The sequence below is a fragment of the Streptomyces sp. NPDC008086 genome, assembly GCF_042957325.1.
GTDB lineage: Bacteria > Actinomycetota > Actinomycetes > Streptomycetales > Streptomycetaceae > Streptomyces.
In genome coordinates, this window is sequence record NZ_JBIBIA010000003.1 from 80,232 (window position 1) to 96,505 (window position 16,274).

A 16,274-nucleotide genomic window follows, 5' to 3' on the forward strand; every position below is an offset into this window, starting at 1 on the left:
AATCATCGCCCCTTCGTCGTCACGGATGCCGCTGCTGGGATCGTTCGGTCCGTCGGCGCCATTCGCCCAGGGCCCTGGCCCGGGAGGCGCCCCGGGCGGGTGGCCGGGCCGGGCGGGCGTCCGGGGTGTTCGTGCCGCCCGGTGGGGCGTCGAGCCGCCGGGCCAGGCCGCGGACGGTGGTGTGACGGAAGAGTTCGGCGGCGGTCAGGTCCGGATACCGGTCTGCCAGCAGGACGAGCACCCGCAGGAGTCCGGCGGAGGTGCCGCCGAGATCGAAGAAGGTGGTGTCCAGGTCGGCGACGGGAGCACCGAGGACGCGTTCCCAGGCCCGGCGCACGGCGTCGAGGGCCCGCCCGGCGGGCTCCGCGTCCGGCGGGCCGGGCCGGGAGGACATCGCGTGCGCGACCCAGCGGCCCGCGGTGGCCCGGTCCAGCTTGCCGTTGGGCAGCTGGGGCAGTTCCCCGACGAGGAGCCACCCGGCGGGCACCATCGCCGGCACGAGGGAGGCGGCCGCGTACCGCCGTATCTCCTCCGCCTGCTCCGGTGGCACCGGCACGGGGGCGCCCGGGTCGGGGGCGCCGCTCGCGGGGACGAGACACGCGGTGACCGTGGCGCCGTCGGAGGCGACGATGACGAGGGCGTCGCGGACGGCCGGATGGGTGCGCAGCACGCTCTCGATCTCAGCGAGTTCGATCCGTTGCCCGAGGATCTTCACCTGGCCGTCGGCACGGCCGAGGAATCGCAGGCCGTGCTCGGGGTCGAGAACCGCGAGATCGCCGGTGTCGTACCCGGCGCGGCCGTCGTACTCCCGGAACCGGTCGGCGGTCAGGTCGGGCCGCCGCCAGTAGCCGGAGCCGACGCCCGCTCCGAGGACCAGCAGTCGGCCCGGCACGCCGGGTGGCAGCGGCCGATCGTGGGGATCGACCACCAGGCACTCCTCACCCGTCAGGGGGCGGCCGATGTGCACGGGTACGCCCGGCCGTACGCGCCAGACGGTCGACCACACCGTGGTCTCGGTCGGGCCGTAGCAGTTGAGCACCTCGCCGGGGACCAGTGCGTCCAGCCGGTCGGCCAGGTCGCGCGGGAGTTGTTCACCGCCCACCAGCAGGGTGCCGAGCCGGCCCAGCAGACGGCGCCCGTTCGGGTCGTCGGCCAGGATCCGCGCCACGGTGGGCGTGCACTGGTAGAGGGCACCGGTGGGTATGTCCTGCCCGGCGACCTCGCGGTGCCCGGTGAGAAGGACGGCGCGGCCTGCGGTGAGCGGCCAGTACAGCTCCAGTGCGCTGATGTCGAAGGAGACGCTGGTGGCCGCGACGGTGACCGCGGGCGGGCCGTTCAACTCCCGGTCGAAGGCGGCGAAGAGCGCGGACAGGTTCTCGTGGCGGACGATCACGCCCTTGGGCCTGCCGGTCGACCCTGACGTGTAGATGACGTAGGCGGGGTCCTCGGGGCGGATCCGCGGCCATCGCTCGGGTATCGGGGCCGCCGCGTCCGGTGCGAGGACGACCGGTGCCGCGGCCCCGGGCTCGGTGCCGGGTATCGGTGTACCGATGAGCGCGGACGGCTGGGCGTCCTCGATCATCAGCCGGAGCCGGCCGGTGGGGTAGTCGGGGTCGAGCGGCACATAGGCGGCGCCCGCCCGCCAGACCGCGAGCAGTGCCACCAGCAGATCGGGGGTGCGCGCCAGCCGCACGGCCACCCGGTCACCGGGCCGTACCCCCGCCTCGATCAGGGCGGCGGCCAGCTGCCCGACCCGGTGGTCCAGTTCGGCGTAGCCGAACTGCGTGGCGCCGGCCAGGAGCGCGGTTGCCTCGGGGGTGTGCCGGGCGTGCTCGGCGACGTGGTCGACCACGGCCCGGGGGGTCTTCGGATGCGGTTCCGCGCGGACCTTCGTGACGGCTGCGGGGTCGCTCGCCCCCGCGCCGGTGCCGGTCCCCGGGTGGCCCTCGTCGGCGCCTGTGCCGATCCTGGGGTGGTCCTCGCCGGTCAGCCGCAGCCGGGTGAGTGGGACGGCCGGTTCGGTGGTGAGGGCGCGCAGGGCGCGTAACAGGTGCTCGGCGAATGACGCGGCGGCGCTCGTGGGGAGTTGGGAGCGGTCGTACTCGACGCTCAGACGGTCGCCGCCGTCGGGGGCCCGGTGCAGGGTCACCGCGAGCGGGTACTCCCCCGCCGCCATGGAAGGTGGGGTGAGCTGCCAGACCAGGCCGCTCGCGGTGACCTCGGCGGGCGCGGACGCCTGGGTGCAGATGATGCCGGTCAGGGGTTTGTGTCCCGGGGTGCGCTCGGCGCGGCTCACCCGCAGGATGTCCTCCACGGGCAGCTCTGCGTGGTCCAGCGCGTCGAAGAGGGCGTCGGCGGCGAGGTCGCACACGGACGAGGTGTCGGCCCCGGCCAGCCGGAGGCGGACCGGCAGGGTGTTCTGGAGACAGCCGATGACGTCCTGGTCGGCCTTGGTGCGGGTGGTGGCGACGGTGGCGAGCACGATGTCGTCGCTGCCGCCGTACCACCCGGCCACCACTCCTACGGCGGCGAGGAGTTGGGCGAACACGGTCGCTCCCGTCGCCCGGGCGCGCCGGTGCAGCGCCGCGCTGAGCGTCGCCGGGATGGGCAGGGTCACCGTGGCATGGCCGGGCGGTTCGGCGGACGCGATCCGGGGCAGTGCGGTGTGCGCGGGGCAGTTGTCGAGTTCCCTGGACCAGAAGGCCTCCAGCGCCGCGACGCGGTGGGCGGCCGGTGCCGGTCTGCGGTCGTCGGCCTTGCGTGGCGGTGTGCCGGCGTAGGCGTCGGCGAGCAGCCGCAGCAGGACGGCGGCCGACTCCTCGTCGAAGACCGCGTGATGGATCCCCACCAGGCAGTGGGCGCCGTCCCCGGTGACGACGACACGGATCCGGCACAGCGGACCCTGTCCGTGGACGAACGGGGCACCGGTCTCGGCGAGGCGCGCCGCCAGCGCCGTGTCGTCCGCGGTCCGGTCGGTCGCGATGTCGACCTCTGCGGCGGTGTGCAGGCGCCGCAACAGTCCGTCGGCGGTGGGGTGCAGGGACGTCCGCAGCGCGGGCTGCGCGACGACGACCGACCGGACGGCCGCCGTCAGACGGTCGGGGTCGACCGGTCCGTCGACGCGGATGTGATGGAGAAGGGTCGCCCGGCCGCCCTGTTGGTCGAGCAGGAAGAATCGCGTCTGTTCAGCACTGGCCGGACCGATCGCATTCTCTAAATCCACGTCGCCAGACATTCGGATAGCCCCCGCCTCAAATCCGTGTGCCGAATTAACGGAGCCACCCTAGGAAGGTCCGTTTTCCGGTGTCAAGGAAGAAGATCGATTGACTTCCCCTGGGGCACATGGGCTGATTTCTGCATGCAATGGGACATTGACTATGTGACGCGCGTCACATTGATCACTGATGGGTGGCACTGTAGCGTGGCCCGGGCATTCAATCTGTAGGTCCTTGAGATTATGGGCAGTTGAGGCGGCGACCCAGCGACAGGCGCCTGGCCGGCCCGGGAAATTATCCGTCACCGTACGCGCGTGGCGAAGAATTCGGACCAATGGAATTCGGGGGACTTCTTCAGTGGAATCGAATTTACACCCGCCTGGAGCCTCCGCCGGTGAGGCCGCGGACCTGGCGGAGAGGCTTTGGAGCGAGATCCTGGGCCCCGATGCCGATACCGGCACCGGATTTCTGGAGAACGGTGGCGACTCGTTCCGCGCGGTCCTGCTGACCACCCGTCTGTACGAACTGACGGGGCGTGAGGTCGAGTACCTCGACGTGCTCGAGGCGAACGGGGCCGCGGCGATAGCCCGTCTGCTCACCACCGACACCCCGGGGAGCTGACCCATGGGCTGGGAACTGGCACCCAACCAGATCGACCTCTACACCGCCGACCACGCCACCGACGATCCCGCCACGTATCTCGTGAACGCGGTCTACCGGATCGCCGGTCCCGTCGACGGCGAACGCATCGCCCGGAGACTGGAGCGACTCTCCGCCGCCCACCCCGTGCTCGCCGTCAGGGTGGTCCAGGACGGAGCCTCCTGGTTACTCGAGGAGGTGCCGGACCGCCCGCAGCTGCTGTGCGTCACGCTCGACACCGACCCGGACGGTACGGCGGCCCGGCAACGGGTGCGCGACGAACTGCGGGTCCCGCTGGACCTGACCGATGGCCCGCTGCTGCGCGTCGTCCTGCTCCAGTACCGGCCGGACACCGCCGACCTCCTGCTCGTGGCGCACCACTTGGTCGTCGACGGGCACTCCTTGGCGCTGATCGCCCGCGGGCTGCTGACCGACGAGCCCGGCGCGTCCGGTCCCGCCTTCTCCGACTGGGCCGCGACCGCCCGCGACCGGCAGAGCGCCCGCACCGCCGACGCGGCCGCGATCCGCGCCGAACTCGCCGCCGCGGACAGCGCGCCCTCCCTGGACTGGGCCGCCCCGGACGGCCCCCCGCCCCAGGACGAGCCGGCCGGCGGAGTCGCCGAGGCCGTCATTCCCGCCGCTCTGCACGAGGGCATCCGGCGGCTGAGCGCCGGCCTCGGCATCACGGCCCACTCGGTGGTGCTGGCCGCCGCGGGGTTCGTCATCGGCCGCAACTCCGGCTGCTCCCGGCCGGTCGTCGGTACCACCGTCTCCCGCCGCCCCGCCGCCCACGCCACCACGGTCGGGTACTTCAACACCACCACCCCGGTGCCCGTCCGCCTCGACGACGCGACCACCGTGCCGGACTTCCTGCGCGCCGTGCACCGGCGCGGTATACGGGCGTACCGCGAGGCGGACGTGCCCCTGTCCGCCGTCTGGCCCTCGTCCGCCGGCACCACGCCACAGGTGGTGCTGGCAGCCATCGACGCCCTGCCGCACCTGTCCGACGGCGAGCTGACCGCCGTACCGCAGCAGGACCAGGGACTCGGCACGGCCCACTTCCCGCTCACGGTCGGTCTCTACCAGCAGCCCGACCGGCAGGGCGGGATCCGGATGCTGCTGCGGCACCAGCGCGCCCTGGTCGACGACTCGGCCGCCGCCCTCTTCTTCCGGCAACTGCTCCACGTGCTCGGCGAGTTCACGCAGACGCCGGAGCGGCTGCTCGGTGGCGTGGACACGCTGCCCGGTCCGGAGGTGCTCGCAGGGCTCGACACCGGGCGCGGCGCGCAGCTCGACGTACCCGCCCGTACCCTCACCGAGCTGTTCGAACAGCAGGCCGCCGCCGTCGCCGACCGCATCGCCGTCGTCTGCGGCACGGACCGCCTCACCTACCGCGAACTCGATGCGCGCTCCAGGGCCCTGGCCCTCGCGCTCGGCGAGGCCGGGGTACGGCCCGGCGACCGGGTCGGCGTCTGCCTGGACCGCGGCAGCGGCCAGGTGACAGCCGTCCTCGCCGTGCTGCGCGCCGGAGCGGCCTACGTGCCCCTCGACCCGGACTATCCGCCGCAGCGTCTCGCCTTCGTCGTCGAGGACACCGGCCTGCGCACCGTGGTCACCCAGGAGGGACTGCTGTCCGGGACGCAGGGGCCGCGCGTGGTCCCGGTGGACGCCGAGCCCGAGAATCCGAACCGGACACTGCCGTCCGTACCCCCCGACGCCACGGCCTACGTGATCCACACCTCCGGGTCCACCGGCCGGCCCAAGGGCGTCCTGGTCAGCCACCGCAACGTGGTCGCGCTGCTCGCCGCCACGCGGCAGGAGTACGCACCCGGGCCGGACGACGTCTGGTCGTACTTCCATTCCCTGGCCTTCGACTTCTCCGTCTGGGAGATCTGGGGCTGCCTGCTGAGCGGCGGCCGGCTCGTCGTCGTCCCCTACGACGTCTCCCGTGACGCCGAGGCCTTCCACGCCCTGCTGTGCGCCGAGGGCGTGACCGTCCTCAACCAGACGCCGTCCGCGTTCGCCCAACTGGTGAACACCCGCGCCTTCCAGGACGGCGACCTCGCGGTACGGCTGCTCATCTTCGGCGGCGAGGCCCTGGACCGCGGCATCCTGCTGCCCTGGATGGACCGCTATCCCGAGGACGTCTGTCGCGCCGTGAACATGTACGGGATCACGGAGACCACCGTCTTCTGCACCTGGCACACCGTCGACCGCGCCGAGGCACTGCGCGGCAGCCGCTCCATCGGACGGCCCGTCCCCGGCTGGGACATCCACGTCCTGGACGGTCGCGGACGCCCGGTCCCCCCGGGTGTGCCCGGGGAGATCTACGTCGGCGGTGCCGGTGTCGCCCAGGGGTACCTGGACCGGCCGGAGCTGAACGCCGAGCGGTTCCTGGACGGACTGCCGGTCCTGCCCGGCCGGCGCCTCTACCGCAGCGGCGACCTGGGCCGCTTCCTGCCCGACGGACGGCTGGAGTACCTGGGCCGGCTCGACGAACAGGTCAAGATCCGCGGACACCGCATCGAGCCCGGCGAGATCCGGCACTCCCTGCTGGAGGATGCGCGCGTGCGGGCCGCCGCCTGTGTGGTGCGCACCCCCGGCGGACCGGACACCGCACGCGTGGACGCGTATGTCGTCACCGACAGTCCGGAGGCGCTCGACGACATCCGGCACCGGCTTGCCGACCGGCTTCCCGGCCATGCCCTGCCCGCCACCCTCACCTCGGTGCCCGAACTGCCGCTGACCCCGAACGGCAAGCTGGACGCCGCCCGGCTGCCCGATCCCGCGCCGACCGTGCCCACCGTCGACCGGGACACGCGGCCGGCTGAAGCCGACGGCCCCTGGGCGGCCATGGCCGCGACCTGGCAGGAGGTCCTCGGTGTGCCCGTCGGCGCGGACGACAACTTCTTCGACCTCGGCGGCACATCGGTGCAGGCGGTCCTGCTCATCAGCGCGCTGCGCGAGGCGAACTTCCCCGACGTCCGTCTGCGGGACGTCTTCCGCAACTCCACCCCCAGGCGGCTGGCCGCCGCGCTCGACGAGCGCCCGGCGCGGTCATGACCCCACGAGTCCGGTCCGGGGGAACGGACCGTCCTCGACAGGTCATTGGTTCGCGGCCTGGTCGCACGCACCCGAAGGAGCACCGGCATGACTGAGTCGGACCGTCCGGACAACGCCGTGGCCGTCGTCGGACTGGCGCTGCGGGTCCCCGGGGCGTCGGACCCGGGCACCTTCTGGGCGAACATCGTCGCGGGCCGGGTCTGCCTGCCCGCCGCCCGGGAGGACCGCGCGTACGCGGCCGACGGACCGCTCGTCGCGGGCCAGATCGACCGCTACGAGCGGTTCGACGCCGAACTGTTCGGCATGACGCACGCCCAGGCGGCGACCACCGACCCCCAGCACCGCGTGCTCACCGAACTGACCTGGGAGGCCCTGGAGGACGCCGGGATCGACACCGAGCGGGACGACGGCCGGGTCGGTGTCTTCGTCGGCTGCGGACCCGACGACTATCTGCACCAGCACGTGCTGCGCGACGACCGCGTGGTGCGCGCCCAGGGCACCGAGCAGATCCTGTTCGGCAATTCCCGCGACTACCTGGCCACGGCGCTGTCGTACCGGCTCGGCCTCACCGGCCCCAGCATGACGGTGCAGACGGCGTGCTCCACCTCCCTGGTCGCCGTCCACCAGGCCGTGCGCAGCCTGCTGACCTACGAGTGCGACATCGCCATCGCGGGTGGCGTGACCGTCTTTCCCGTCGGGCGGCCCGCGTACCGGTGGTCCGAGGGCGGCATCTACGCACCGGACGGCCGCTGTCGCGCCTTCACCCGGGGCAGCAGCGGAACCGTTCCGTCCGGCGGGGCCGGCGTGGTGGTGCTGCGGCGCTCCGCCGATCTGCCGGAGCCCGGCCGTGCCGCGCGGGCGCACATCGTGGGCAGCGCCGTCAACAACGACGGCGCCGACCGGATGGCCATGTCCGCGCCGAGCCCGCGCGGGCAGGCCGAGGTGATCCGCGAGGCCCTGGAGGTCGCCGGACTCGCCGCCGAGGACATCGGTTACGTGGAGGCGCACGGCACCGGCACGGTCCTGGGCGACCAGGTCGAACTCGCCGCGCTCGCCGAGGTGTACGGCGCCGCGACGCCAGGCTGTGCGATCGGCGCGGTCAAGCCGAACGTCGGCCACACGGACACCGCCGCCGGAGTGGTGGGGCTGATCAAGACGGTGCTGGCCCTCCAGCACGACACCGTGCCGCCGGTCCCCGCCCAGCCCGGCGACGGCCCGGACGCCGAACTGGGCGCGGCCAGGTTCTTCATCCCCCGCCAGGCCCGGCCGTGGAACGGGACGGTGCCGTCCCGCGCCGCCGTCAGCTCCTTCGGGCTCGGCGGCACCAACGCGCATGTGATCCTCGCCCCCGGTGGCGCCGGACCCGCCGCCGACGGCCCCTTGGCGGCCGATGGGCCGGAAGCCTCCGACGAGCCGCGGGTGGCCGTGTTGACGGCCGCGACGCCCCAAGCCCTGCGCGACCGCGCCCGGGACCTCGCCACCTGGCTGGACGGGCCCGGAGCGGACATCGGCCTCGGCGACGTTGTCGGCACCCTCTGGCACGGGCGGCGCCACCTGGCGCACCGGGCCGCGATCGCCCTGCCCCCGGACCCCGAGCAGGCCCACGCGGCAGTGAGAAAGAGCCTGGAGGAGGTGGCGGAGGGCGCGGACGTGCCACCCGCCCGGCCCGAGCCCACCGTGGCCGTCCTGCTCCCCGGGCAGGGCGTACGGCTGTCGGCGGCCGACGCACCGGCAGACCTGGACCCGGCGTTCGCGGCCGACCTCGCCCGGTTGCAGGACGCCGTGCTGCGCGCGGGCGGACCCGACCTGCGGGACTTCAGGACCTGGGACGGCGACGACCCCCGGCTGCTGGACACCGCGGTCGTACAGCCGCTGCTGTTCACCGTCGGCCTGGCCCACCTGTGGTGGCTGGAGCGCCGGGGCGTACGACCCGGCGTTCTCCTCGGACACAGCATCGGCGAGCTGACCGCCGCCGCGTACGCCGGGGTGTTCGACGTCGAGGAGGCAGCGGCGGCCGTGGTCCGGCGCGGGGCCCTGATGGGTGAGGCCCCGCCCGGCGCGATGCTCGCCGTGCCGCTCGACGAGGCGGCCGCACACGGGATCGTCGACGGGCTCCCCGCCGACCTGTGCGGTGTCAACGGCCCCGACGCCGTCGTCCTCGGCGGCGACCCCGCCACTGTCGCCGAGATCGAACGGCGGTGCGCCGAGCGTGGGCTCGCCACCACCCGGCTGGCCACCTCCCACGCCTTCCACACCCGCTCGATGGATCAGGCCGCCGCCCGTTTCGAGGAGTTCCTGCGCACGCTGCGGCTGTCCGCGCCGCGCACCAGGGTGATCTCCAACGTCTCCGGTACGGAGCTGACGCCCGAACAAGCCACCGACCCCGGCTACTGGGCGGCCCAGCTCCGCGGAACGGTACGGCTGGCCGACGGAGTCCGTACGCTGCTCGCCGGACCCTGCGACGTGGTCGTCGGTGTGGGCGGCAGCCGGTCGCTGACCAACCCGGTGCGTCACGCGGCCCGTGCCCTGGGCACGGCACGACCACCCCGGATCGTCGAACTGCTCGGCGGCTCCGGCCAGGACGTGACGCTCGCCCGCCACACCGCCCTGGCCCGGCTGTGGACGGCCGGCTGCGCCGTCGACCTCGCGCCGCCCCGCCCGGACCGGCCCGCGCCGCTGCCGCGCTACCCGTTCGCGGACACCCGGCACTGGATCGACGCGCCCGACACACCGGCCGCCGACATGGGCGACGCCCCGCACGGCGTCCAGGAGACCGACCCTCCCACCGGAGACGACGGGCCGGCCGCCACTGCCGCACAACCCGCCCCCGAGGCGAGCGAGATCGCCACCGTGATCACCGAGATCTGGCAGGACACCTTCGGCGGTGCGCCCCTCGTCCCCGAGGACAACTTCTTCACCCTCGGCGGCACCTCGCTCCAGGCCGCTCAGCTCATCAACGTCATCAACGACGCGCTGCTCCTCGCCCTGGTGCTCGGGGACCTGTACGAGCACTCCGACCTGGCCGCGTTCATCCGCCGGGCCGAGGAACTGGCCGGCGAACGCGACGACGAGGAACTCATACGGCTGTTGAACGAGATCGAGGAAGTGCCGTGACCGACCTGTCCCGCCGCCTGGCCGCCCTCACCCCCGAACAGCGCAGGCTCCTCGGGCGCCGGCTCCAGCACCGCACGGCCCGCGAACCCGCCGAGGCCGCGGCCGCCGGCGCTCCCGAGCGGCAGAGCCTGTACTTCTTCGCGAGCGCCGACGCCGTCTCCGCACCGGAGTACTACCGCTTCGTCCTCGACGCGGCACGCCAGGCCGACACCGCGGGACTGCACGCCGTCTGGCTGCCGGAGCGCCACTTCGTGGACTTCGGCGGGCACTCGCCCAACCCGGCCGTCCTCGCCGCGGCCGTCGCGGTGCAGACCGAACAGGTACAGATCCGGGCCGGCAGCGTCGCCGCCCCCCTGCACCACCCCGCACGCATCGCCGAGGACTGGTCCGTCGTCGACAACCTCAGCGGCGGCCGGGCCGGTATCTCCTTCGCCAGCGGCTGGCATCCCGACGACTTCGTCCTCGCCCGCACCGACTACGCGCGGCGGCGCGAGACCACCCTGGGGATCATCGACCAGGTCCGGGCCCACTGGCGGGGCGAGAAGGTGAGCCACCCCACGACCGCGGGCGGCGCCGCGGCCGTCCGCACCGGCCCCGCGCCCGTACGGCGCGACATGCCCGTCTGGCTCACCTCGGCGGGCAACTCCGCCACCTTCGTCTCGGCCGCCCGTGCCGGGCTCGGCGTGATGACCGCGCTGCTCGGCCAGACGATGCCGCAACTGCGGGAGAACATCGCCCACTACCGCGAGGAGTGGCGCCGCGCCGGCCACCCGGGGGACGGCGACGTGGTGGTCATGGTGCACGCCTACGTCAGCCAACGCGCCGATCTGGAGGACTTCCTGCGCCCCGCGATGCACGGCTATCTGAGGGCCTACCGGAGCCAGACCACCGCGCCCGGCGAGGACGAGACGCTGCTGCTGGAGAGCGCCTACCTCAACTACCTCGCCGGTCCCTCCCTGCTGGGACCGGCCGCCAAGGCGGCCGCCGTCCTCGGACAGCTGCGGGAGGCCGGCGCCGACGAGGTCGGCTTCCTGGTCGACTTCGGCCTGCCCACCGCCGAGGTGCTGGCCGCCCTGCCCGCCCTGTTCTCCTGTGTCCCCGCGGAGCGTGACCGATGACCGCAGCCGCCGACAAGGCCGCCCTCACGGCCCGGCTCGCGGGACTCACCCCGCAGCAACGGGCCGCGCTGGCGGCACGGTTGTCCCGCAAGCGCCAGGGGCCGCCGCCACTCGTGCCGCGGACCGGGCAGCGCGACACGGCGCCGCTGGGCATGGACCAGGAACGCCTGTGGATCCTCGACCAGCTCTACCCCGGCACCGTCACCTACACCCTCGGCTTCGGACTGCGCTTCGTCGGGGAGTTCCACCGCGCCGCGTTCGACGAGGCCGTGTCCACCGTGGTGCGCCGGCACGAACTGCTGCGCAGCACCGTCGAGGTGGACGGCGCGCAGCCACGGCTGCGCCTGCACCCGGACCGCGGCGCGGACCTCACCTACGCCGACCTGTCGGGAGGTCCGGCCGAGGAGAAGGAGCTGCGCCGCAGGGAGTTCGTACGGCAACAGGTGCGGCGCCCGTTCGACCTGTCCCGGGATCCGGTGTTGCGCATCGGCGTGGCCGACCTCGGCGGCGGCGACCACCAGATCGTCCAGACCATGCCGCACTCCTTCACCGACCAGTGGTCGTACGTGCGGCTCAACCGCGAACTGCTGGAGATTTACCAGGCCCGCCTGGAGGGACGGGAGCCCCAACTGCCGGATCTCCCCGTGCAGTTCGGCGACTACGCGCAGTGGCAGCGCGCGTACTTCGAGACCGAGCACGGCGAACGCCACCGCGCGTTCTGGCGCGAGTACCTCGCGGACGTACCGGACGTTCCCCTGCTGCCGTACGACCACCCGGTCGAGACCGAGGACCGGCTCGGGCGTCAGCACAACTTCGTGCTGGACAAGGGCACCGCCGCCGCGTTCATCAGCCGCGCCAAGGCCGCCCGCAGCACGGTCGCCAACGCCATGGCGGCGGCGTACGCGGCCCTGCTGTACGAGGAGAGCGGCGAGCGCGACATCCTGATCGGGGTGCCCAGCGTGACCCGCGGCCAGGCCGCGGTGCAGGATCTGGTCGGCTTCCTGCTCACCAATGTGCCGCTGCGGATCCGGTTGCCCGAGAACCCCACCCCGAACGACTTCCTGGCCGCGGCCCAGGCGGCGGGCGCGGCCGTCGCGGCCCATCACGAGACGCCGTTCGGTGAGATCGTCCGGGCCGCCGCTCCCGAGCGGACCGCTCACGGCTATCCGCTGCTGCGGACCATGCTGGTCCACCTGGACCTGGCCGAGACGGTCTCCTACGAGGTGCCCGGCGCCACCGTCTACGCCAACGCCGTGCCCGAGGGCATCTCCTCGATGGACGTGACCGTCGCGTGGTGGCACCTCGGCGACCTGGTCTACGGCCGGTTCGAGTACCGCACCGCTCTGTTCGAGCCGGAGACCGTCGACCGCCTCGCCCGGCGGCTGCTGCAACTGGTCGAGCTCTTCGCCACCTCTCCGGACACCCCGCTCGTGAGCCCCGCCGCCCGGGCCCGTGACACCGTCGCCGCCGCCTGGCGCGAGGCGCTCGACCGGGACCTTGCCGGACCTGACGACGGCTTCGCCGCGAGCGGAGGCACGCCGCTGCTGTCCGCGCGGCTGGCCCGGCTGCTGCGCGGCGCGGGTTTCGACGCGGGCCCCCGGGACATCGCGCCCGGCACCACGCTCGCCGAACTGACCGCACGGCTCCTGGCTCGCGGGAACCCGCTGCGCCCGGGCACTCCGCCGGACACCGCGGTCCCCGGTGCGGTCGGGGTCTCGGAGGATCACCTGGAGCGCCTCTTCGCCGACGTGAGCGGCGCCCCGGTCCGCGACGTCCTGCCCCCCACCAGTCAGGAAGACACCCCATGACCACAGCCGCGGAACCCGAGCAAGTGGCGCCACAGCGTCGGCCGCTGTTCGTACTGCTCCTGGCGCACTACCTGTCGTCGTTCGGCAACGCCATCACGGTGATCACCGTCCCGCTGTACGTCCTCCACACCACCGGCAGCTCCGTGTCCACCGGACTGGCCGGCTTCGCCAACACCCTTCCGCTGATCTTCGCGGGAGCCGTCGGCGGGGTCTGGATCGACCGCATCGGCGGCAGACGAATGAGCGTGCTGAGCGATGTCGTCGCAGGCGTCTCCATCGGACTGGTCCCGCTCCTCGACAACACGGTGGGCCTGCCGCTGCCCGTCCTGATGGGACTGCTCTTCGGCCGCAGCCTGGGCTCCACGCCGACCGGTGCCGCACGGCAGAGCCTCATCAAGCCGCTCGCGGAGCGGGGCGGGATCCGGCTGGCGAGCGCCAACTCCTGGATGCAGGGCGCTCCCAGGCTCGGCCTGCTGGTCGGCGCACCGCTGGCCGGCCTGCTGATCGCCGTGTCCGGACCCGTGACCGGCATGTACATCGACTCCGCGTCCTTCCTGCTCTCCGCCCTGCTGGTCGCGGTCGGGGTGCCCAACAGTCCTTCTCCCGCCTCCGCAGCGCAGCGCCGGGAGGGATTCCTGCGGCAGCTCACCGAGGGCGCCAAAGTGGTCCGCGGAATACCCGTGGTCGGCGCCATGACGGCGTTCGTCTTCGTCACCAACTTCCTCGACGACGCCTTCACCCCGGTCATTCTGCCGGTCTACTCGGATCAGGTGCTCGGCAGCGGCCAGTACCTGGGCTGGCTGGTGGCCGCCTCCGGTTGCGGCGCCGTCGTCGGTACGTTCGGCTACAGCCCCGCCAGTGCCCGGTGGCTCACCAGCCACCGCTGGACCCTGCTCGGCTGCTTCCTGGTCATCGGCGCCCTGCGCCTGAGCCTCACGGGCATGCCGGGCGCGGTGCTGAGCATCGTGATCTCCTTCCTGCTCGGCCTCGCGGCCGGGCCGCTCAACCCGGCGCTGTCCACGGTGATGATGGAGAAGGTCCCAGCAGCGGTCTTCGGCCGGGTCTTCGCCCTCACCTCCGCCGTCGGGATGAGCGCCGCCCCGATCGGCATCCTCGTGGCCGGCTGGTCGATCGACGGCATCGGGCTGCGCGGAACCCTCCTGTGCTTCGGCGCCACGTACATCGTCCTGGTGCTCGTCTCGCTGCGCAGCCGCGCGCTGCGCGACATGGACGTCCCGTCGGCACCGGCCGGGGAGTCCTCGGACACCGACAAGGAGATGGTTCGTGAGTGACGACGCACCGGTCCGGGTGCAGCGGGCCTCCGCGCTGGAACGGCAGTTCTGGGTCGGCGAGCAGATCGCGCCGTCGACCCGGGCCAACCGGGCCCTGTCCCGGATCCGCGCCGACGGTCCGGTCGAGCACGGTGCGCTCGGGGCGGCGCTGAGCGCGGTCGCCGCCCGCCACGAGGCGTTGCGCACCGCCTTCGTCGTCGAGCGGGGCGAGTTGGTGCGCAAGGTGCTCCCTCCCCGGGACCTCCCGCCCCCGCTGTACCTCCCCGCGGGAACCGGCAGCCACGACGCGACCGCCGCCCTGCTGGCCGACGACTCCCTGGACCTTGCCGCGGGACGGCTGTTCCGGGCCGCCGTGGCACCGGACGGCATGGGGGCCACGGTCTATCTGTTGGTGCATCACATCGCCTTCGACGGAATGTCCCAGGAGATCTTCGCCGCCGACCTGGCCCGCGCCTACGCCCTGACCGTCACGGGCGGGGAACCCGTGCTACCCGTCCACGAACGGGCGGAGCCCGCGGCCCTGGCTCCCGCCCGGCGCGCCGAACTGGCCTCCCACTGGCGGACGACGCTCGACGGGGTGGCCGACCTGCCCCTCCCGGGTTCCGCCGTCGGCTCCGGCCCCAGCCAGCGGCAGCTGGCCCAGGCCGAACTGGCGGAGGACAGCCTCGAGTTACCGGCCGGCACTTGGCGGGCGGTGCGTACCCGCGCCCGGCACAGCGGCTGCTCGCCGTACGCGGTGCTGCTGGCGGCCCTCGGCCGGGCACTGGCCGAACTCACCGGCGGCGCCGACTTCTGCGTCGGAACGCCGGTGGCCGCACGTACGCCCGGGCAGAGCGACGAGATCGGCTATCTGACGAACACACTGCCCGTGCGCATGCCCGAACTGTCCGGGCCCGGAGTCGTCGAACGGGTCTGGGGGTCCCTGCGCGAGAGCATCATCGGTTCCACGCTGTCGTGCGACGAGATCATCCGTGCCGCCCGGACGACGCCTGGCCGGCGGATGCCCGTCTATCAGGCACTGTTCGCCTTCGAGAACTGGGAGCGGGCGGAACACGCCGCTGGCCCGGTGCGGATCCGCGCCCTCCCCGTCCCACCCGTCGGCGGGCACGCGGAGATCCAGCTGCAGGTGACCGAGCTGCCGGCCGGCACCCTGCACTGTGTCGCCCAGACCCCGCTCAGCAGCCCTTGGCAGGGCCGGTCGGCCGCCCTGCTGCGCGCCTTCGACGACCAGCTCGGCCTCCTGTGCGCCGACGCAGTCGCCCAATCCCTCGGCCAGGAGAACACGGTATGACCACCTCGGTGATGTGCCTGCCCTATGCGGGCGCGGGTGCGGGCGTCTACCGCCCCTGGCAGCTTCAGGAGTCCGCCACGCTGTGCGCCGTGCCCATCCAGGTCCCCGGCCGGGAGCGGGAGTTCGGCCGGCCGTTCTACCGTGACTTCTCCGAGGCCGCCGCCGGAACCGCGCGGCGCATCCGGGAAGCCGCCGCGGACGGACGGCCGTTCATCGTCTTCGGGCACAGCTTCGGCGCGCTGCTCGCCTACGAGGCCGTCCGGCACCTGGTGGACAACGGCGGCCCGCTGCCGCGGCACCTGGTGGTCAGCGGGTCCGTCAGCCCCTCCCACCGGCAGGCCGAACGGCTCGACGGTGACGACGAAGAGGTTGTGGCGCGGGCCAGGGCCATCGCGTGCCGGGACATACCGGAGTACGCCGACCCCCGGCTGCGGGACTTCCTGCTGCCGGTCATGAGGGCGGACGTGAACCTGCTGGCCGATTACACGCCGCCCGCCCGCGATCCGCTGCCCGTCCCGATCACCGCGATCCGCGGCGACCAGGACCACCTGGTGCCCGAGGAGGAGTGGCTGGACTGGGAGGCCTTCACCTCCGCGGGCTTCGACGCCGTCGAGTTCGCCGGGGGCCACATGTACGTGACGGACCGGTGGCCGGAGGTGTGGAAGACGCTGGAGCACCTGGTGTGAGCTCCCCGAGAGCGACCTGTGCGCACACCCGTCGCCCGAGGCGCGCCC

General features: G+C 73.3%; 9 protein-coding genes. 8 read left to right on the forward strand and 1 reads right to left on the reverse strand.

Annotated elements, in window-relative coordinates:
• Positions 1 to 19: 19 nt before the first annotated feature.
• On the reverse strand, positions 20 to 3,223 hold the full coding sequence (locus ACFZBP_RS10600; RefSeq protein WP_391411787.1) for an amino acid adenylation domain-containing protein: 3,204 nt from the start codon (positions 3,221 to 3,223) through the stop codon (positions 20 to 22).
• Positions 3,224 to 3,572: 349 nt separating this feature from the next.
• On the opposite strand from ACFZBP_RS10600, the gene ACFZBP_RS10605 reads away from it, so the two are divergent.
• The 8 genes from ACFZBP_RS10605 to ACFZBP_RS10640 all read left to right on the forward strand — a co-directional run bounded on the left by ACFZBP_RS10605 (position 3,573) and on the right by ACFZBP_RS10640 (position 16,226).
• A complete protein-coding gene (locus ACFZBP_RS10605; protein WP_383460907.1) occupies positions 3,573 to 3,836 on the forward strand; it encodes a phosphopantetheine-binding protein in 264 nt (87 codons plus the stop codon).
• 3 nt (positions 3,837 to 3,839) lie between these two features.
• On the forward strand, positions 3,840 to 6,917 hold the full coding sequence (locus ACFZBP_RS10610; RefSeq protein ID WP_391411789.1) for an amino acid adenylation domain-containing protein: 3,078 nt from the start codon (positions 3,840 to 3,842) through the stop codon (positions 6,915 to 6,917).
• A gap of 87 nt (positions 6,918 to 7,004) precedes the next feature.
• Positions 7,005 to 10,031: a beta-ketoacyl synthase N-terminal-like domain-containing protein gene (locus ACFZBP_RS10615; protein ID WP_391411791.1), complete on the forward strand. Its 3,027-nt coding sequence runs from the start codon at positions 7,005 to 7,007 to the stop codon at positions 10,029 to 10,031.
• Positions 10,028 to 11,149: a MupA/Atu3671 family FMN-dependent luciferase-like monooxygenase gene (locus tag ACFZBP_RS10620; protein ID WP_391411793.1), complete on the forward strand. Its 1,122-nt coding sequence runs from the start codon at positions 10,028 to 10,030 to the stop codon at positions 11,147 to 11,149. Before ACFZBP_RS10615 ends, ACFZBP_RS10620 begins: the two co-directional genes overlap by 4 nt.
• A complete protein-coding gene (locus ACFZBP_RS10625) occupies positions 11,146 to 12,957 on the forward strand; it encodes a condensation domain-containing protein (RefSeq protein ID WP_391411795.1) in 1,812 nt (603 codons plus the stop codon). Before ACFZBP_RS10620 ends, ACFZBP_RS10625 begins: the two co-directional genes overlap by 4 nt.
• Positions 12,954 to 14,249, forward strand: a complete 1,296-nt coding sequence (locus tag ACFZBP_RS10630; RefSeq protein WP_383460922.1) for an MFS transporter — start codon at positions 12,954 to 12,956, stop codon at positions 14,247 to 14,249. Before ACFZBP_RS10625 ends, ACFZBP_RS10630 begins: the two co-directional genes overlap by 4 nt.
• Positions 14,242 to 15,540 carry a condensation domain-containing protein gene (locus tag ACFZBP_RS10635; RefSeq protein WP_391411797.1) on the forward strand — a complete coding sequence of 433 codons (1,299 nt, stop codon included), beginning with the start codon at positions 14,242 to 14,244 and terminating at the stop codon, positions 15,538 to 15,540. Before ACFZBP_RS10630 ends, ACFZBP_RS10635 begins: the two co-directional genes overlap by 8 nt.
• The gene (locus tag ACFZBP_RS10640) at positions 15,537 to 16,226 is read left to right on the forward strand and encodes an alpha/beta fold hydrolase (protein ID WP_391411799.1); all 690 of its coding nucleotides are present in this window, start codon (positions 15,537 to 15,539) and stop codon (positions 16,224 to 16,226) included. The genes ACFZBP_RS10635 and ACFZBP_RS10640 overlap by 4 nt, the downstream gene beginning before the upstream one ends.
• Positions 16,227 to 16,274: the final 48 nt, after the last annotated feature.